The 15,976-nt window shown below is 53.8% G+C and carries 15 protein-coding genes; 6 read left to right on the top strand and 9 right to left on the bottom strand.

Going from position 1 to position 15,976, the window contains the following annotated elements; genetic code table 11:
- Positions 1 to 41: 41 nt before the first annotated feature.
- The 4 genes from B2Z72_RS17075 to B2Z72_RS17060 form a co-directional block, all read right to left on the bottom strand.
- On the bottom strand, positions 42 to 2,003 hold the full coding sequence (locus B2Z72_RS17075; RefSeq protein ID WP_296981693.1) for a hypothetical protein: 1,962 nt from the start codon (positions 2,001 to 2,003) through the stop codon (positions 42 to 44).
- A 135-nt stretch (positions 2,004 to 2,138) separates the two neighbouring features.
- Positions 2,139 to 2,828 carry an OB-fold-containig protein gene (locus B2Z72_RS17070; RefSeq protein WP_296981695.1) on the bottom strand — a complete coding sequence of 230 codons (690 nt, stop codon included), beginning with the start codon at positions 2,826 to 2,828 and terminating at the stop codon, positions 2,139 to 2,141.
- Between the two features lie 72 nt (positions 2,829 to 2,900).
- A complete protein-coding gene (locus B2Z72_RS17065; protein WP_296981697.1) occupies positions 2,901 to 3,590 on the bottom strand; it encodes a PspA/IM30 family protein in 690 nt (229 codons plus the stop codon).
- Positions 3,591 to 3,605: 15 nt separating this feature from the next.
- Positions 3,606 to 4,058 (bottom strand): YjfI family protein, encoded by a 453-nt coding sequence (locus tag B2Z72_RS17060; RefSeq protein WP_296981698.1) that lies wholly within the window; start codon positions 4,056 to 4,058, stop codon positions 3,606 to 3,608.
- 489 nt (positions 4,059 to 4,547) lie between these two features.
- On the opposite strand from B2Z72_RS17060, the gene B2Z72_RS17055 reads away from it, so the two are divergent.
- Positions 4,548 to 5,042, top strand: a complete 495-nt coding sequence (locus B2Z72_RS17055) for a GNAT family N-acetyltransferase (RefSeq protein WP_296981700.1) — start codon at positions 4,548 to 4,550, stop codon at positions 5,040 to 5,042.
- A gap of 29 nt (positions 5,043 to 5,071) precedes the next feature.
- Here the strand turns inward: B2Z72_RS17055 and B2Z72_RS17050 are convergent, their stop codons facing one another.
- Positions 5,072 to 5,626, bottom strand: a complete 555-nt coding sequence (locus B2Z72_RS17050; protein WP_297005376.1) for a hypothetical protein — start codon at positions 5,624 to 5,626, stop codon at positions 5,072 to 5,074.
- A gap of 281 nt (positions 5,627 to 5,907) precedes the next feature.
- Positions 5,908 to 6,459: a gamma carbonic anhydrase family protein gene (locus B2Z72_RS17045; RefSeq protein WP_296981703.1), complete on the bottom strand. Its 552-nt coding sequence runs from the start codon at positions 6,457 to 6,459 to the stop codon at positions 5,908 to 5,910.
- 329 nt (positions 6,460 to 6,788) lie between these two features.
- Between B2Z72_RS17045 and prlC the strand changes: the two genes are divergently transcribed.
- The 5 genes from prlC to B2Z72_RS17020 all read left to right on the top strand — a co-directional run bounded on the left by prlC (position 6,789) and on the right by B2Z72_RS17020 (position 12,861).
- A complete protein-coding gene (gene prlC, locus B2Z72_RS17040) occupies positions 6,789 to 8,837 on the top strand; it encodes an oligopeptidase A (RefSeq protein WP_296981704.1) in 2,049 nt (682 codons plus the stop codon).
- Positions 8,834 to 9,121: a YheV family putative zinc ribbon protein gene (locus B2Z72_RS17035; RefSeq protein ID WP_296981706.1), complete on the top strand. Its 288-nt coding sequence runs from the start codon at positions 8,834 to 8,836 to the stop codon at positions 9,119 to 9,121. Before prlC ends, B2Z72_RS17035 begins: the two co-directional genes overlap by 4 nt.
- A gap of 341 nt (positions 9,122 to 9,462) precedes the next feature.
- Positions 9,463 to 11,169 (top strand): hypothetical protein, encoded by a 1,707-nt coding sequence (locus B2Z72_RS17030; protein WP_297005369.1) that lies wholly within the window; start codon positions 9,463 to 9,465, stop codon positions 11,167 to 11,169.
- A gap of 42 nt (positions 11,170 to 11,211) precedes the next feature.
- Positions 11,212 to 11,814 carry a penicillin-binding protein activator LpoB gene (locus B2Z72_RS17025; RefSeq protein WP_296981709.1) on the top strand — a complete coding sequence of 201 codons (603 nt, stop codon included), beginning with the start codon at positions 11,212 to 11,214 and terminating at the stop codon, positions 11,812 to 11,814.
- Positions 11,815 to 11,823: 9 nt separating this feature from the next.
- A complete protein-coding gene (locus B2Z72_RS17020; RefSeq protein WP_296981712.1) occupies positions 11,824 to 12,861 on the top strand; it encodes an LPP20 family lipoprotein in 1,038 nt (345 codons plus the stop codon).
- A 106-nt stretch (positions 12,862 to 12,967) separates the two neighbouring features.
- On the opposite strand, the gene B2Z72_RS17015 is transcribed toward B2Z72_RS17020, so the two are convergent.
- From B2Z72_RS17015 to B2Z72_RS17005, 3 genes are all read right to left on the bottom strand, one after another.
- Complete coding sequence (locus B2Z72_RS17015) at positions 12,968 to 13,546, bottom strand: YceI family protein (protein WP_296981714.1); 579 nt, start codon at positions 13,544 to 13,546, stop codon at positions 12,968 to 12,970.
- A gap of 180 nt (positions 13,547 to 13,726) precedes the next feature.
- Positions 13,727 to 14,368, bottom strand: a complete 642-nt coding sequence (locus tag B2Z72_RS17010; protein ID WP_296981716.1) for a hypothetical protein — start codon at positions 14,366 to 14,368, stop codon at positions 13,727 to 13,729.
- A gap of 209 nt (positions 14,369 to 14,577) precedes the next feature.
- Positions 14,578 to 15,693, bottom strand: coding sequence for an MATE family efflux transporter (locus B2Z72_RS17005; protein ID WP_296981718.1), 1,116 nt, complete (start codon positions 15,691 to 15,693; stop codon positions 14,578 to 14,580).
- Positions 15,694 to 15,976: the final 283 nt, after the last annotated feature.

The raw sequence follows: 15,976 nt of genomic DNA, 5'->3' as shown, positions 1-15,976 counted from the left end.
CCTTCTTTCTACATCAGCGTTTTACACTTTCGTTTTACCGATCAGTGCTGTGCGTTGTTGGCAACGTCCTTCGCTGCTTCTTTCACAGTGGAGGCCTGCATCACTTTGCCGAGCAGGGCCTGAATGGTAGAGCTCTTACCGGCCAGACCATCAACGGCTTTACCGATGGACAGAGACTTGGCGAAGTTATCGAAGAAGTGGTCTTCACCGCCAACGATATCGATTTTCGCTTTCTGCAGAGCCACGGCCAGAACTTCGGCATTTTCACGGGCAATATCTTTGCCTGCATCGATAGAGGCCAGCGCTTCTTTCAGTGCAGTTTCCAGACCCATACGGAATTCTTCGTGGGAACGTGCTTCATCGCTCATGTTGTTCATGGCGTTGAACTTATCAACCAGGCCATCGGCCTCGGCTTTAAACTGCTCACGGGTAACCGCAGCCTGGGCCATACCGATTTCACGGGCAGACTCAGCTTCTGCATTACCTTTCGCCGCCACAACTTCAGCTTCTGCTTTACCGGTACCCAGCAGGGCGTCGGCCTGTGCATCACCTTTGGCTTTGATTACGCTGGCTTCAGCCAGACCTTCTTTCTCGTAAGCTTCTGCTTTAGCAGACTGTACTTTCGCTTCAGCCAGACCGCGGGCAGCCTGTTCAGCCTGAGTACCTTCCGCCAGTTTTTTCTTGGCGTCGGCTTCTTTCGCAGCCGCTTCCAGTTCTGCCTGAGCCATGGTGGTGATTTCAACGGCTTTGTGTTTCGCCGCCAGTTCTTTGGCTTCGGCTTCTTTCACCTGTTTCACTTTCTCTTCTTCGGCCGTGGCTTCTGCAGCCAGTACCTGAGTCTGTTTCAGGCGATCCGCTTCGGATACTTCGCGAACCTCTTTGATGCGCTCTTCTTCGATGGCCACGGTTTTATCCACAGCAACACGTTCACGCACCACGTTGGCGATTTCTTTGCGTTCAACTTCGATGGCTTTTTCAGCTTCGATTTTCTGAATTTCTACTTCACGTTCACGGGCAACGATTTCAAGATCGCGGGCACGGGTAACTTTCTCAATTTCGATAACCACAGCACGCTGACGATTCTGCTCGGCAACTTCGATTTCACGTTGCTGATTTTCACGCTGTACGGCCAGGTCTTTCTCAACGGAAATGGTGGTTTCTTCCGCTTTGCGGCGTTCTTCTTCCTGAACCTTGATGGTCTCAGCTTCTTCACGCGCACGGATGGTGGCAATTTCGCGTCCCTGACGTGCTTCTGCATCGGACTGCTGACGCTCAAGTTCGAGCATGGCTTCAACGGTTTCGACGTTCTTTTTCTTGATTGCCAGTTCTTCGTCACGTTCCAGATTGTTGGTAATTACATTCTGGGTCGCGGTCAGCTGAGTGATCTTTTTGATACCTTCAGCGTCAAGAATATTGTTCGGATCCAGGGACGATTTCGGCGTCTGCTCAAGGTAGTCAATCGCAACGTCTTCAAGGATGTAGCCGTTCAGATCGTTACCTATGACTTCGATAATTTTGTCACGGAATTTCTGACGGTTTTCAAACAGCGATACGAAGTCGATCTGTTTACCAACGGTTTTCAGTGCTTCTGAAAATTTCGCATTGAAGAGTTCGTTAACCGCATCTTTATCAGAGGCACGGCTGGCACCAATCGACTTGGCAACTTTCAGTACGTCTTCCGCGGTTTCATTTACACGCAGATAGAATGCAACGGTAATGTCTGCACGCATGTTGTCTGCACAGATCAGACCATCTTTAGCCCGGCGATCCACTTCCAGTGTGATCAGCGAGATTTTCATCAATTCTTTTTTGTAAATGATCGGGTACACCAGTGCACCGGTAAAATGCACTTTCGGTGTGGCGCTCATGTCGTTGACGATCAGCGCGGTGCCCTGATCCACCTTGTAATAAAAGGCTTTGAACAGCGCTGCCAGCCCCATAAGAATGATAAAGACGATGCCTATTCCGGTAACAATAGGCATTAACACAGACAAATCTGCCATGTCCTGGTACTCCATTTCCTGTTTGCATGTTGGCCTGTTAACTTAACCAGGCCGTTATGGCTGCACTGCAGCCTGTGTGGTTTAACTAAATCCTTCTGCGGGGACAATTGTCGCCGCTCATTCGTCTGTCAGTATTCAGCTACTGAAATCTGCTTCTGATATCACCCGGTAGGCGTTGTCATCCGGCAGGTATTCCAGCAGTACGACGCGATCTCCATGGGCAAAACTTTCTCCCGCAGAAGCTCTGACTTTCAGAATCAGGCCAGCACCGCCATCCGCCAGTGTGGCCTCGCCAAAGTTTTCATCTACCCGTGAGGTGCGCACGACAGCGGTTTGACCGAGCACCCGCTTCTGAGTGTTCTGCTCGGTTTTCTGAAAAAAAGAACGCAGTGGTTTGATCACCTGGGCGGTAATTAATACCGCGCCATAAAGTGCTGCAAAAAATATCGGAACGCCTGCCAGCCAGTGCAATAATCCATGCGGAATAAACGCGAACAGAAAGTGCACCAGGTAATAGCAGATCAGCCAGCCGAACAGGGATATCAGACTGACAATCACGGTAACCGGCACGCCGGTTAAGCCAAACCTGAGCATCAGGCCGGCCAGCGCATCTGCGGTGCTGTGATTGTGACTGGTATTAATATCCAGGTTGCCTTCAGCCTCAGGCGGATCGAAATCCAGTACATCGATATCGATCCAGCCCAATACTGCGACCAGCCAATACAGCACGCAGATTGCGAGCAGAAAGGTGTAGATGGCCGTCGGGAATGAAGCAATGTTCTGGTAGAACGGATTCATTCCGTCGGTTAAAAAGATAAAAAACATTCCTTTACTCCCTGTGCAGTATTCTCAGGCCGGCCTGCGCATTACCGGCATTTATCGGTGATCAGAGTGCGATCACTGCTTTTTGCTTTTAATCCGTTGCAGAATGTCGTCGGTACTGCTCCCCTTTATTGCTATACCGGCCTGTTCCAGTTTGGTTTGCAGGGAGACGTCCTGTGATTCTTCTGCCAGTTCGCTGGCGGCTGTCATCTGCGCGTCACGCAGGGCCTGTTTTTCTTTAATGCGTTCCAGCGATTCCATCGCGGTATGCAGTTTTGAACTGGAGCCACTGTGACGCGCAGCGACCGCTGCCTGAGCGCGCTGTACGTTTTCTGTTGCCTTAACGGTATCCACCTGTTGTTTCAATCGTTTGATATTGGCTTCAGTCTGCATAATGGCGGTTTTCAGTTTTGCCACGCTGGCGGAATAACCGGTTTCTGCTTCCTGCTCTGTGCTGAGCAGGGATTCGAAGCCGGCGATTTTTTCCGCCACTTCACGGGCCAGACCTTCATCGCCTTTTTCCAGCGCTTTCAGGGCGTAGCCTTCATGCTCTTCAATCTGCTGTTGCAGCGTTTTGCATTTCTGCTCAGCCAGTTTGTGGCGCGCCATGATTTCAGCCAGTGCATTTTTTGACTGATTCAGCTCGCTGGCGGCATCACGGACTTCCTGGTCGAGAATTCTCAGTGCCTGAGAATCGACAATGGCTTCACCGGCTTCGTTTACCCCACCGCGCAATGCGGTCATCATTTTTGCCCAGATGTTCATATGCGTCTCCTTGCCTTAATTGGCCGCCATTGGAAGGGTTAAAAACTCGCCATAGGCTTCGGTCGCCTGAATGACATTGCTGGCCAGCACTTCGATTTCGAAAATGACGTTGGCCAGAATGGACGTTGCACTCAGTGCGCCGAACATGTGGTAGTAATCTTCACCGTCGATGTTATCCAGACTGATGGTCGATAACGGCAGATACTTATGAGTGCGCAGTACCGCATCGTTGAATTTCTGTACGTCAGCCACATCGGCTGCCGGCCACAGTACGGCTTCAACAATAATCTGATCACCGGCCACGGTTAAAAACAGCGGCAGATCACCGTACTCATGCATCACAATGTGCAGGGCCGGATCAACCCCATCAATCAGTTCCAGTGACGCCTGTTTGTCTGCAAAGAGTCCTGCACTCTGCAAAGCTTCGGCGAGGCTGTCAGTGGTCCAGCGCTTAATAGTCTCGTTCATACTTATCACTCCTGTTGAATCGGTCTCGCCATGAGGGCCACGCAGCTGCTTTTCGTACTCGGCAAGCTGCCTGGCGTTCTCCGGGAGAATCCATACTTCCTTCTTGATCAGCCCCTGCTCGCGCAGGCGCCGACGGTATTCCCGTTGATAATGAGCTGAAGATTTCGGTTTCGATTGTTGGTTCATGGGATCAAAGTACCTCATCACATGTAAGAGGTTAAATACCTTACATGTGATAAATCATTACATGTGATGAAGTTCAACTTACCGGAGTCAGAGAGGGCGGACAACCCGAATACCTGACAGGCAGGAGACCCGATCAGCGGTGCCGCCCATTACTGGGAGGGCGAGCATCTGAGCGACAGGGAAGATAACTGTTAAATGTGTCAGAATGTACGACTCAGATCACGAATCTGTGAAGAACTTTGCGCTGTGGCGATGACTGCAATCTGCACAGCGCAATCAGGCAATTTAACGGGCATAAAAACAATGCGTTACACCACCTACTATCTGGAAATGACGTCAGCGGATGAGCTGCAATACAAACCGCTGCCCCATGACCTGATGGTGATGGAAAGCGAAGTCCCACAACATGCGTTTAACCGCTTTCTGTACCAGCTGGTTGGCAGCGACTGGGAGTGGGGCGATCTTGATAACTGGACCGATGAGCAGTGGCGCAACACAGTAGAGAGCGACGATCACCGCACCTGGGTGGCATATCACCGCGGCAGTATTGCTGGCTATTACGAGCTGCAGCGGTCGGACGGCGGGAATACTGAAATCCGCTATTTTGGTCTGGCGCCGGGGTTTATCGGCCGTGGTTTCGGCGGGCCGTTACTGAGTCATGCCATTCAGTCTGCCTGGAACTGGGCGGGAACAGAAAGAGTGTGGGTGCACACCTGCACTCTGGATCACCCGAGTGCGCTGACAAATTATCAGGCGCGGGGAATGAAGCTATACAAAGAAGAGGAAACGGAGGAATAACCTCCGCTCCTGCCGACAGATCGCCGCGCTTATTTACTGCGAATGGCCGTCAAAATGGCAGACAGCTGTGGGGCCGATACGACTTCATCTGTTGCTGACCATGCGATGCCGTCATCCGTTATCAGCAGAATCCGGAAATCTGCGGCGCCCAGTAGCGCGGCGGAATCTTTCATACCGACAAAATACTGATCCCGATCCTCAGATTCAGCATCCGCTGTGACATAAAGCAGTTGCTGTTGCTCGGCATCCACAGATTGCAGCGTTTTCATCTGCAGCTGATAAAGGCCGGATTCAGATGAGCGGGTGGCAACGATAATAGCGATCAGTCCCGCGGGTGGCTGATATTCCTGCTCGAGGCGCTGAATGAGATCCTGCACCTTTTCTGCATAGGGTTTTTCAGCATGGACATAAATACTGTCTGCTGATAGCTGGTTAAAGGAGTTCTGGTTGCAGGAAGTCTGGTTGAAGCAGGCGTTATGTGGAGCGTGACTGCTGCATGCGCTGAGCAGCATGGCGCTGATTATTAACACCATTGCTCTGATGCTTACCATCGCTGGGGCCAGCGGAAGACGGCTGTGGGTCATTGGACTGTCCTTAGTCATGGGTCTTATTTAACGGGTCTCAGTCGTTAACGGGATGCGTAGGTAACTGGATGAGTCGCCAACGGGATGATCGCGCAAGACTAACGTAAAAACAGCAGAAGACGGACAGCCAAAAAGACCTTCTGCCGGCAGGCGCTAGTATTTTTCGGGTTACCCATGCGGGCGTGTCGGCGATCAGGGTCAGTTGGCGTATTCCGCAGACCGGGAGGGCTGATGACACAGCTCAGCCCGCCCGGCTCAGCAGCAGGTTTGTCTACCCGCAATCACAACGGCTGATCAAACCCTTCCGCCAGATGCTTATCCTTCAGTTTGACGTAATTACCTGCGGTGTAGGGGAAGAATTTACGTTCTTTGTCGGTAATCGGGCGTGCCTGTTGTGCCGGGTTACCTTTGTAGACATAGCCGCTTTCCAGTACTTTGCCCGGAGGCACAACGGCACCGGCGGCAACGATCACTTCGTCTTCAATGACAGCGCCATCCATCACCATGGATTTCATGCCGATCAGTACGCGGTTGCCAATGGTGCAGCCGTGCAGCATGGCCTGGTGACCTATGGTTACGTCTTCGCCAATGATCAGCGGGTAGCCGCCAGGGTTAAAATCGGATGCGTGGGTAATATGCAGCACGCTGCCGTCCTGCACACTGGTGCGGGCACCGATGCGTACATGGTGCATATCGCCGCGGATGACGGTTAGCGGCCAGACGGAGCAGTCGTCGCCCAGCTCCACATCGCCGATCACCACGGCGGTGCGGTCGACGAATACTCTTTCACCCAGTTTCGGGCTATGGCCCTGATAGTTTCTTATATCTGACATAGTGGTTATTTCCGCTGAGGGCTTGTTTATACTCAGTGGACAGTTCTGGTATCGGTGAAAAAGTCTTCAGGCAAGGCGCTGAACACGTGGCTTAATGACTTAAGCGAGCTGTTCAGCAACACAGCCTGAGGGCTTTTTAGCCATAGCTGCCCGGTATTCATAACAGCTGAGCGGCCATCGCCAGAACTGTTTAGTGAGTGTAAACAGGCCCTGATATTGAATTTCTCACTATTTGACCCAATCTCTGGGTGAATAGCCACCGTTGCCGTTGTCTTAACCGGCGAACACTGTATCCACCTTCAGCCATCGACACGTTCAGGAAAGTTTCTATGTCCGCGAATCCCCTGTTAGAGAGCCATCTGTTACCCCCGTTTTCTGCCATCAGACCGGAACACGTGAAGCCGGCCATCGAATCCCTGCTGACGCGCAACCGTGAGCGCATCGACGAGCTGCTGAACACGGTATCTGAGCCGACCTGGGATAACTTTGTCGCGCCGATGTCGCAGTGGGACGATGAGCTTTCCCTGGCCTGGTCTCCTGTCGGCCACCTGAATGGCGTACTCAACAGTGATGAACTGCGCGATGCTTACAATGCCTGCCTGCCGCTGCTGAGCCAGTACAGCACTGAGCTGGGGCAGAACAAAAAGCTGTGTGATGCGTGGAAAAAACTGCGTGATTCCGCAGCCTACGACACCCTGAGCACGGCACAGAAGAAAGCGGTGGATAACGCGCTGCGTGATTTCCATCTGGCCGGTGTCGATCTGCCGGAAGACAAAAAGAAACGCTACGGTGAAATCCGCAGCCGTCTGTCCGAGCTGACCTCCAAATTCGCCGAGAACGTACTGGATGCCACCAACGCCTGGCAGAAAGTGATTACCGATAAGTCCGCACTGGCCAGGCTGCCGGACAGCGCCATGGATCTGCTGGCGCAGCAGGCGAAAGCCAAAGATGAACCGGGCTATCTGCTGACGCTGGATTTCCCGTCTTATATGCCGGTGATGAGCTACTGCGAAAACCGTGAGCTGCGCGAAGAAATGTACACCGCCTACGTCACCAGAGCTTCCGAGCTGGGCCCGGATGAAGGTAAGTTCGACAACACTGCCAATATGAATGAGATTCTGGCACTGCGCTTTGAACTGGCGCAGCTGCTGGGCTTCCCATCGTACGCCGACTATTCACTGGCCACCAAGATGGCGCAGTCTCCGGATGAAGTGCTGGGTTTCCTCAACGATCTGGCGGACAAAGCCAAACCTCAGGCGGAACGTGAGTTTGCCGAATTAGCCGCGTTTGCCGCAGAGAACGGCTGTGATGAACTCAAGCCATGGGATGTCACTTTCTACAGCGAGAAGCTGCGTCAGGCGCGCTACTCGATTTCGCAGGAAGATATCCGCCCATACCTGCCGGTGGATACCGTGATCAAAGGTATGTTCGAAGTGGTCTCGCGCCTGTATGGCGTCAGTTTTGAAGAGCAGAAAACATTTGATACCTATCATCCGGATGCGCGTTTCTTCCATGTGACCAAAGATGGCCAGCAGATTGCGGCTTTCTATCTGGATCTGTACGCCCGCGCGAAAAAACGGGGCGGCGCGTGGATGGACGACTGCCGTGTGCGTCGCCGTACCGCCGATGGCGTGCAGCTGCCGGTGGCCTATCTGGTGTGTAACTTCAGCCCGGCGGTGGGTGATAAACCTGCGCTGCTGACCCATGATGAGATGACCACCCTGTTCCACGAATTTGGCCACGGTCTGCACCATATGATGACGCAGATTGATGTCGCCGATGTCAGCGGTATTAACGGCGTTGCCTGGGATGCGGTCGAGCTGCCAAGTCAGTTTATGGAAAACTGGTGTTATGAGCCGGAAGCGCTGGCGTTCCTGTCTGGTCACTTTGAGACCGGTGAACCCCTGCCACAGGAGCTGCTGGATAAACTGCTGGCGGCGAAGAACTTCCAGAGCGCCATGGCCACCATGCGTCAGCTGGAATTCGCGCTGTTTGATTTCCGTCTGCACAATGAATATTCCGACACTAACCGCGTCGATGTGCAGGCCCTGCTGAACGATGTGCGGGCAAAAGTGACCGTGGTGCCAACGGTGGACTTCAACCGCTTCCAGCTCGGCTTTACCCATATCTTTGCCGGTGGTTATGCCGCGGGTTACTACTCCTACAAATGGGCAGAAGTGCTCAGTGCGGATGCTTTCTCGCGTTTTGAGGAAGAGGGCATCTTTAACCGCACCACAGGCGAGAGTTTCCTGAACGAAATCCTCAGCAAAGGTGGTTCCCAGGAAGCGGCGGTATTGTTCGAGAATTTCCGTGGCCGCAAACCATCGGTTGAACCGCTGCTGCGCCACTCAGGTATTGAAGTGGAGGAAGTGGCATGAGCGATCAGCCAATGAAACGTCCGCGCCGTTTTATCGCCGGTGCGGTGTGCCCGAAATGCAGTGAGATGGACAAGACCGTCATGTTCACTGATGACGCCGGGGAAGAAGTGCGTGAGTGTATTGCCTGTGGATACAAGCAGACTTACTCCGAGCAGCTGGCTGAAGATGCTGCCGCAGAAGAGCTGGTAACCCGCGTCACGCCTGAGGGTAAGGCCATTTACGATGAAGGTGAGCAGCCGCTGAAGATCATTGGATTGTCGCCCCAAGACAGTGACAATACTTAACAAATCTCCATTGGACTTATAACCGTCCGTAATTAAACTGAAACTCAATACAGCACCCGATTCTCAGGCCACCGGTATATGGATATACCCGTGGCCTGAGTCGTTTCTGGCTCTTCGTTAACAGATTCCCGTTAACCGCTCCCCATTAACAGACCCTGATACAAATCCCCGATAACCAGTCCCCGATAACCAATCCGGATCGCCCGGGCATTGCCGGCGCTGGTGAAACGAATTCTTCATGTCTCTGCGCATTGTGCGGGCGGCTGCTTTCCACTAGCCTTACCAGTCTGACTTTAGTGACCTTTCAGTGACCTTACCTGAAGCAAGGAACCGCTCCTGCCATGAGGCATTTATTTCGTGCACTGCTGATCTCTTTACCGCTGATGTTTCTGGCCGGGTGCGCTACCTATGGTGCCGGAGTAAACGGTGCCATCGTCGATGCACAGCAGGGCAAATACGAAGAGTCCGCCGCTAAAATCGAGAAGGCCCTGTCGCCGACCGGTAACGACCGCCTGTTGTATAACCTTGAGCTGGGCATGGTGCGTTACCTTGAAGGTAAGTACGCCGAAAGCAATCAGCTTCTGGAAAGTGCCGAGCGTATCGCTGAAGACCTCGAAACCCGTCGTGTCGGGGATGAGCTGGCGGTACTGATGACTAACCCGCGCCTGGGGCCATACCCGGGTGCAGAGTTTGAGCGGGTGCTGATCAACTACTACAAATCCCTGAATTATCTGGCGCTGGCGGAGCAGTCCACTACCCGCAATGAGCGTCTGGATAATCTCGAGGCGGCGCGGGTCGAAGCACGGCGCATTATCATCAAGCTCAACGATATCAATTCGCGCAAAGGCAATTACCAGCAGAAGAAAGACAAAGACGAGCGCACCTTCAGCAAAATCATGAAGGTGTTCAATCTGTTGCTGGGCAACTTCGTCGATACCGACGACTGGCAATACCGTGATGACGCGCTGGCCCATTATATGGCGGGTGTCAGCTTTGAAATGAACGGCGAATACGACGACGCCCGCATCAGTTATCAGAAAGCGGCCGAAGCTTACGAAGGTGGTTACGCCAAACAGTATTTTCTTGATTCATCGATCACCGATCAGGCCTGGTTCGATGTGGTGCGCATGATGCGCAGAGCTGGTGGCTACGATAACGAATGGCGTGCACTGGCAGAGAAAAAACTGAGCGAAAAACAACGCGCTGAGCTGGATGACTGGGGCGCGGACAAAGCCCAGCTGATTGTGCTGGAAGACAAAGGCATCGCCCCGCAGCGTAAAGAAATGAACCTCGAGATGTCGGTCAATCCGCACATCCGCTCACTGTCGCTGAGCCCGTATTTTATCGGCACTGACAGTGATGAACTGGCGTGGTTCTACGTGCTCTATGCCGATAAAAGCCTGTACGGACTGGTAACCGCTTATCTCAACGTCAGCCGCGCTACCTTTAAGCCAATCTTTTTTACCAAGACGGTGCCGCTGGGGCCACTGTGGAGTCAGGCGGAGAGCATCGGTCTGATCAGTGCCATTGGCAACTCGCTGCGGGTCACAGTGCCTTATTACAGCCGGCCACAGCACGAAGGCCCGTCGCAGTTACAGGTCGGTAATGAAAAACTGCCATTATTGGAAGCCTCCAGCCCGGGTATGATCGCGGTGCAGGAGCAGCTGGTGAATGCCGGTGAAGATATCCGCGCCGCATTGGCGCGGGCCGCGTTCAAAGCCCTGACTGCCCAGACCGCCACCAATGCCCTGACCGGTAATTCGGGTAATGGCAGCAGCGGTGACGGCGGCCAGGCATTACTCAGCTTTGCCGGTAAGCTGCTGATGCAATTGACGGATGCGGCGGAAACCCGCAACTGGTTGCTGCTGCCGAACGAAATCCGTCTGCGCCGGGTGGCGCTGGAGCCGGGTGAACATCAGCTGGAACTGGTGTCTGATAAAACTACCGGGGGTCAGCAGGTACACCGTGAACAGGTGAATCTGCAGACCGGGGATATTCACCTGTGGCGGGTACGCACCTTTGACGGTGTCAAACCACAGGGTAAGTAACTGAAGGTCAATCATTGAAGGCCAAAACGAAAGGACAAAACTATGCATAAATTCAGCAAACTGACTGCCTGTACTCTGCTCGGTCTGGCCGTAGTCGCCACCTCCGCCTGCAGCACCAAAGTGACCCGTCTGCAGGAAGGTGAAGAAGTCGCGCTGTCGGACCGCTGGAACGCCAAGGATTCGGAACTGGTGGCCAACGAGATGATCACCGACGCTCTGTCTTTCCCATGGGCCAGCGAGTTTGAAATGGACAACAGCCGCAAGCCGACTGTGATCGTTTCGCGCATCACCAACAAGTCCCATGAGCACATCGCCATTGATACCTTCGTGAACGATATCAAGCGCGCCATTATCCGTTCCGGCAAAGCCAGCTTTGTTGCCGGTGGTGACGAGCGTGATGCCATCCGTGACGAGCGCCGTGATCAGGAACTGAACGCCAAAGACGCCAAGCAGATGGGTCAGGAAAAAGCCGCCGACTTCGCTCTGTCCGGCAGCATCAACTCCATCGTTGATCAGGTGGGTAATGACCGAGTGACCTTCTACCAGGTGGACCTCAAACTGGTGGATATGGAATCCAACATCGAAGTCTGGAATGGTCAGAAGAAAATCCAGAAGCTGCAGGAAAAATCCAAGTTCGGATTTTAAGGAGCTCACGTGAATAAGTTTTCCGCTGTGCTGTTGCTGGTGGCGGGCGCCTGTCTGACGACGGGCTGCGCCACGCAACAGAGTAAGGCATCGGTGCAGGATAAAGCACAGCAGGCCATGCGCCCGGACTGGATTACCCAGCCACCGCAGCAGAGCGGCATGGCTTACGGCGTCGGTTCCATGGAAATCTACGGTGATCAGGCTGCCGCGGTGAAACGTGCGGCGGAACTGGCGCGGGTGGATCTGGTGTCGCAGCTGAAAGTCACGGTAACCGGTGATTTCAGCAGCTCTACCACGGAAACCTCAGGGACCGGACGTGCCAGCGAAGTGCAGCGCAGCGTAACCAACTATGCCCGCAGTCAGGTGCCGGAAGCTGAGCTGGACGAAGTGGTTCAGTCCGACAGTTATGTGGATGGCACCTACGCTTACGTGCTGGTGGAGCTGAACCGCAGCCAGGCGGCGGCGCGTCTGCGCCGTGATGTCGACAGCATTGATGAGCAGATCATGGACATCGCTGCCCAGTCCCGTGGTGGCGAGCCACTGCAGCAGCTGACGCCATTACTGCCGGCGGTGAAACTGTTCGCCCAGCGGGAACGTTTATCCGAACGTCTGGCGCTGGTCAGTATGAACCGTCAGGGTGCTGTTATGTCGGCGGAACTGCGTGCGCTGCAGCGCGATATTTATGATCGCATCGGTGCCTTAAGAGTCTCCGTTGTGGCACAGGACAGCGACAGCGAAGCCATGCGCGGGCCAATGATCGAAGCCTTAACCGATCAGGGTATGAAGATTCAGAGTGGTGGCAGTTATGATCTGGAGTTTCAGATCACAGCGGATCAGACCAGCAAACAGCAGAGCGGTAATTACTATGCCTTTCTCGATTGCCGGGTCACCATCGTCGACAATCAGGGCCGTGCCCTCAGTTCGTTCAGCCAGCAGGCCAAAGGTGTCTCCGGGCTGAAGAAGGTTGCCCTGCAGAAAGCGGTACAGTCCGCCGGCAGCATGATGGCAGCAGAACTGGCGGCGACACTGGTAGACGATCTGCACTGATTCGCGTGGCAGGACTTACGCCCAACAAAAACGCCGCACTGATCCGTGCGGCGTTTTTGTATCCGGACTGGCCGGACGGTTGCTATTTAAGCGCCGCCAACTGGCATCAGCTTGATTGCCATACACCTTCCAGATTCATCTCCAGCATAATCTCATCACTGGCATTGCCAGCCTGATAGCGAATGCCGAAATCACGCAGATGCAGCACTGTCATGCCCTGGAAATCCAGCAGGGGGTGGCCGTTGCTGGTGAAACCGATACCGGTCTGCTGTACCGGAAAGCTGACATCTTTACTGACGCCGTGCAGCGTCACAGTGCCGGATATGCGTCCGCTTTCATCGTTGATCATCTGATAATCGCTGGTGGTAAAACTGATGTGCGGGAAGTTGCTGCTGTCGAATACATTCTTACCGCGCAGGGTTTTATCGCGCTTCTGGCTGTTGGTATCGGCAGTGGTTGAATCGATGGCGATGTTCAGCTCGGTGTTCTCCGGCTGCGTGGCATCCCATTGCAGGTCGCCTTCAAACTGATTGAAACGCCCGACCACCCAGCGGTGACCGTCTTCCCGCAGTTTGAAGCTGATAAAGGAATTACCGGATTCGCTGTCGATGCGGTACGAGTCGGCGTAGCTGATGCCCGGCATAACCATCAGAGTCATGCTGGCAGAAAGAAGAAGGTTTTTCATAAGTGCACTCCGCGTGCTGTATTGCCTGGGGTAAGACTGGCGGATTCGGACCGGGTTGCAGAAAGTCAGGGGTGACAAAATGTCGCAGGCATGTTCGGAGCAGCGAATGCATTGGCAACAACAGAAAAGGCCCGCATTGGCGGGCCTGATTTCAATGTCTGATTGTGCTTATGCCTGGGCTCAGAGCAGGTTACTCAGCAGGCCCATTTCGCCGGACATGGAAGGCCACTTGCGCCAGATATGTACCAGGTTGTTGGCACTCTGTTTACTGATGAATGATTTGAAGTCAGCGCTGCCGTACGGGTTATCGCGGCCAAACAGGCGGCTTACAGTAGCAGTGGTGATGTCATCCAGATCGTTGGCAAAGGGTTCGCCAATCAGGGTGTGAATAATCACATTGGACAGCGTCATATCCATCGGCGTCAGCGGCTGGCCCATCTGGTTAATGTAAGTTTCGTTGACCTCTTCCAGCATACGGTGCGCCAGATAGGCTTCGTACATCAGAGACGTCAGACCGGAGGCATCCTGCAGCTCGGCCGGTGGCATGGTGAAAAACTCGCGGGCAATGCGCACGATGGGCTCAACGAAGTCGGCGAGGCCGGCTTCTTCCGCGGCATCTTCAAGGTCGTTCAGCATCTTTGGAGCGTCTTCAATATAACGGATCACGAACTCCAGCAGCTTCTCTTCTGCTTCGCCTTCCGGCAGATCAACAATACGCGCAACCTGATCGGCGCGGGATGCCAGCACGCTGCGCAGACAGCCACTGCCTGCTTCTTCTTCTGCAGCCTGCTGAATGTTGAACTCAATGATTTGCTCAGCCATAACCTTGCCTCTGCCCTCCTTTCATCAGTGCGAATGATCCACGTTATCTTTGTGGGTAAAGCAGATCAACCAGTCATCCGCACTGCTTTGATGGAATTTTTCCGCATCCGGCGGACTTTATAAAAATCCCTTTAAAATCAGATATTTAAAAACATTCTTTCTGTCGACAATGGAAAGTATAGTAAAGATTGACGCTCTGGCCATCTCTGTTACATAAAATTTTGCGGACGCTTTAACAATGTCAGAAAAGTGCCGCCCATAAAGAATGCGCGGGCTAGCATGAAGGCATAAAAGGCAAACCAGAGGCCGCTGTTGCCCAGATTCAGTGTCTGGCTCTGGCCTGCCAGCCACAGCGGGATAAATACCAGCAGCACTGACAGAATCATGGCATTGCGCATCTGCGCCGTGGCCTGGGCACCGATAAATATGCCGTCCAGCCAGAAGCTGGGCATGCCCATTAGTGGCAGGAAGAACAGAAACCAGCGGTACTTGTTCAGCACCGGCAGCAGGTCGGGATTGTCCGTTAACAGGCGGAACAGATAAGAACCGGACAGCGCAAACGCCAGGGTCAGCAGCAGTGCCATCAGCAGCATATTGATGCCGGTCAGACGGATGGTGCGCAGTACATCGTCAGACTGTTTTCGTCCAAGACTCTGCCCGGTGAGGGTTTCGGCAGCGTGGGCGAAGCCATCCAGTGCATTGGATATCAGCATCAGCAGGGAAATCAGCATGGCATTGGCGGCCAGTACCAGCTCGCCCTGGCGGGCGCCCTGAGCAGTGAAGAAAGCAAACACCCCGAGCAGCAGCAGAGTACGGATAAACAGATGGCGGTTAATGCGCAGCATCGGCTTCAGCAGGGTCAGTGATGGCATTTTGCCCAGCGTGATCAGCCCCTGGCGGTGGGCAAACCAGAGAGCGACTGCAAGCCCGGAGTAGTCTGCCATAACACTGCCCAGTGCCACGCCGTCGCTGGTCATATGCAGATGGAAGACAAAAAAGTAATCCAGCACGGCGTTCAGCAGATTGGCGACGGTCAGAACGATCAACGGAATGCGCGTGCGCCCCAGACCAATAAACCAGCCAGTGAGTACGTACTGACCGAGAACAGCCGGTGCCGCACACAGGCGGATCAGCAGGTATTCCCGCGCCCCGGACTGAATATCCGCACTGCCACCCATTAATGGCAGTAACAGCGGGACGGCGATCAGCGCGCAGCCCAGCACCAGTATCAGCACCGGGGCAACCAGCCACAGCGCCTGTTGCAGCACCTGCACCGGATTGTCGTTCTGACCGAACGCCCGTGCGGTCAGCGACGTAGTGCCCATGCACGCACACTCAGGTTTGTTTTTTTGACAAATTAGCTATCAATGCCATAAACACGGCTTTCTAGGGAATTTGTCTAAAGTGCTTCTTTGACACTGATAGAACTTCAGAATGTTGACAAAAAAGCCGTTCCGGGGTGGGAATTTGTCAAACTTCTTAAGATCTCTAACGCTTGTAGAAGGTATTGATCAGAGCCCCTGACATAATGATCAAGCCTCCAACTGCAGCCCCACAACTGGGAATCTCAGTGAAGAATAGCCACCCTAGCCCGGATTTCTCATAGTG

Origin of the sequence: Thalassolituus sp. UBA6592 (assembly GCF_002433655.1) — a bacterium.
Lineage (GTDB): Bacteria > Pseudomonadota > Gammaproteobacteria > Pseudomonadales > Oceanobacteraceae > Venatoribacter.
This window is presented reverse-complemented; position numbering and strand designations above follow the sequence as displayed.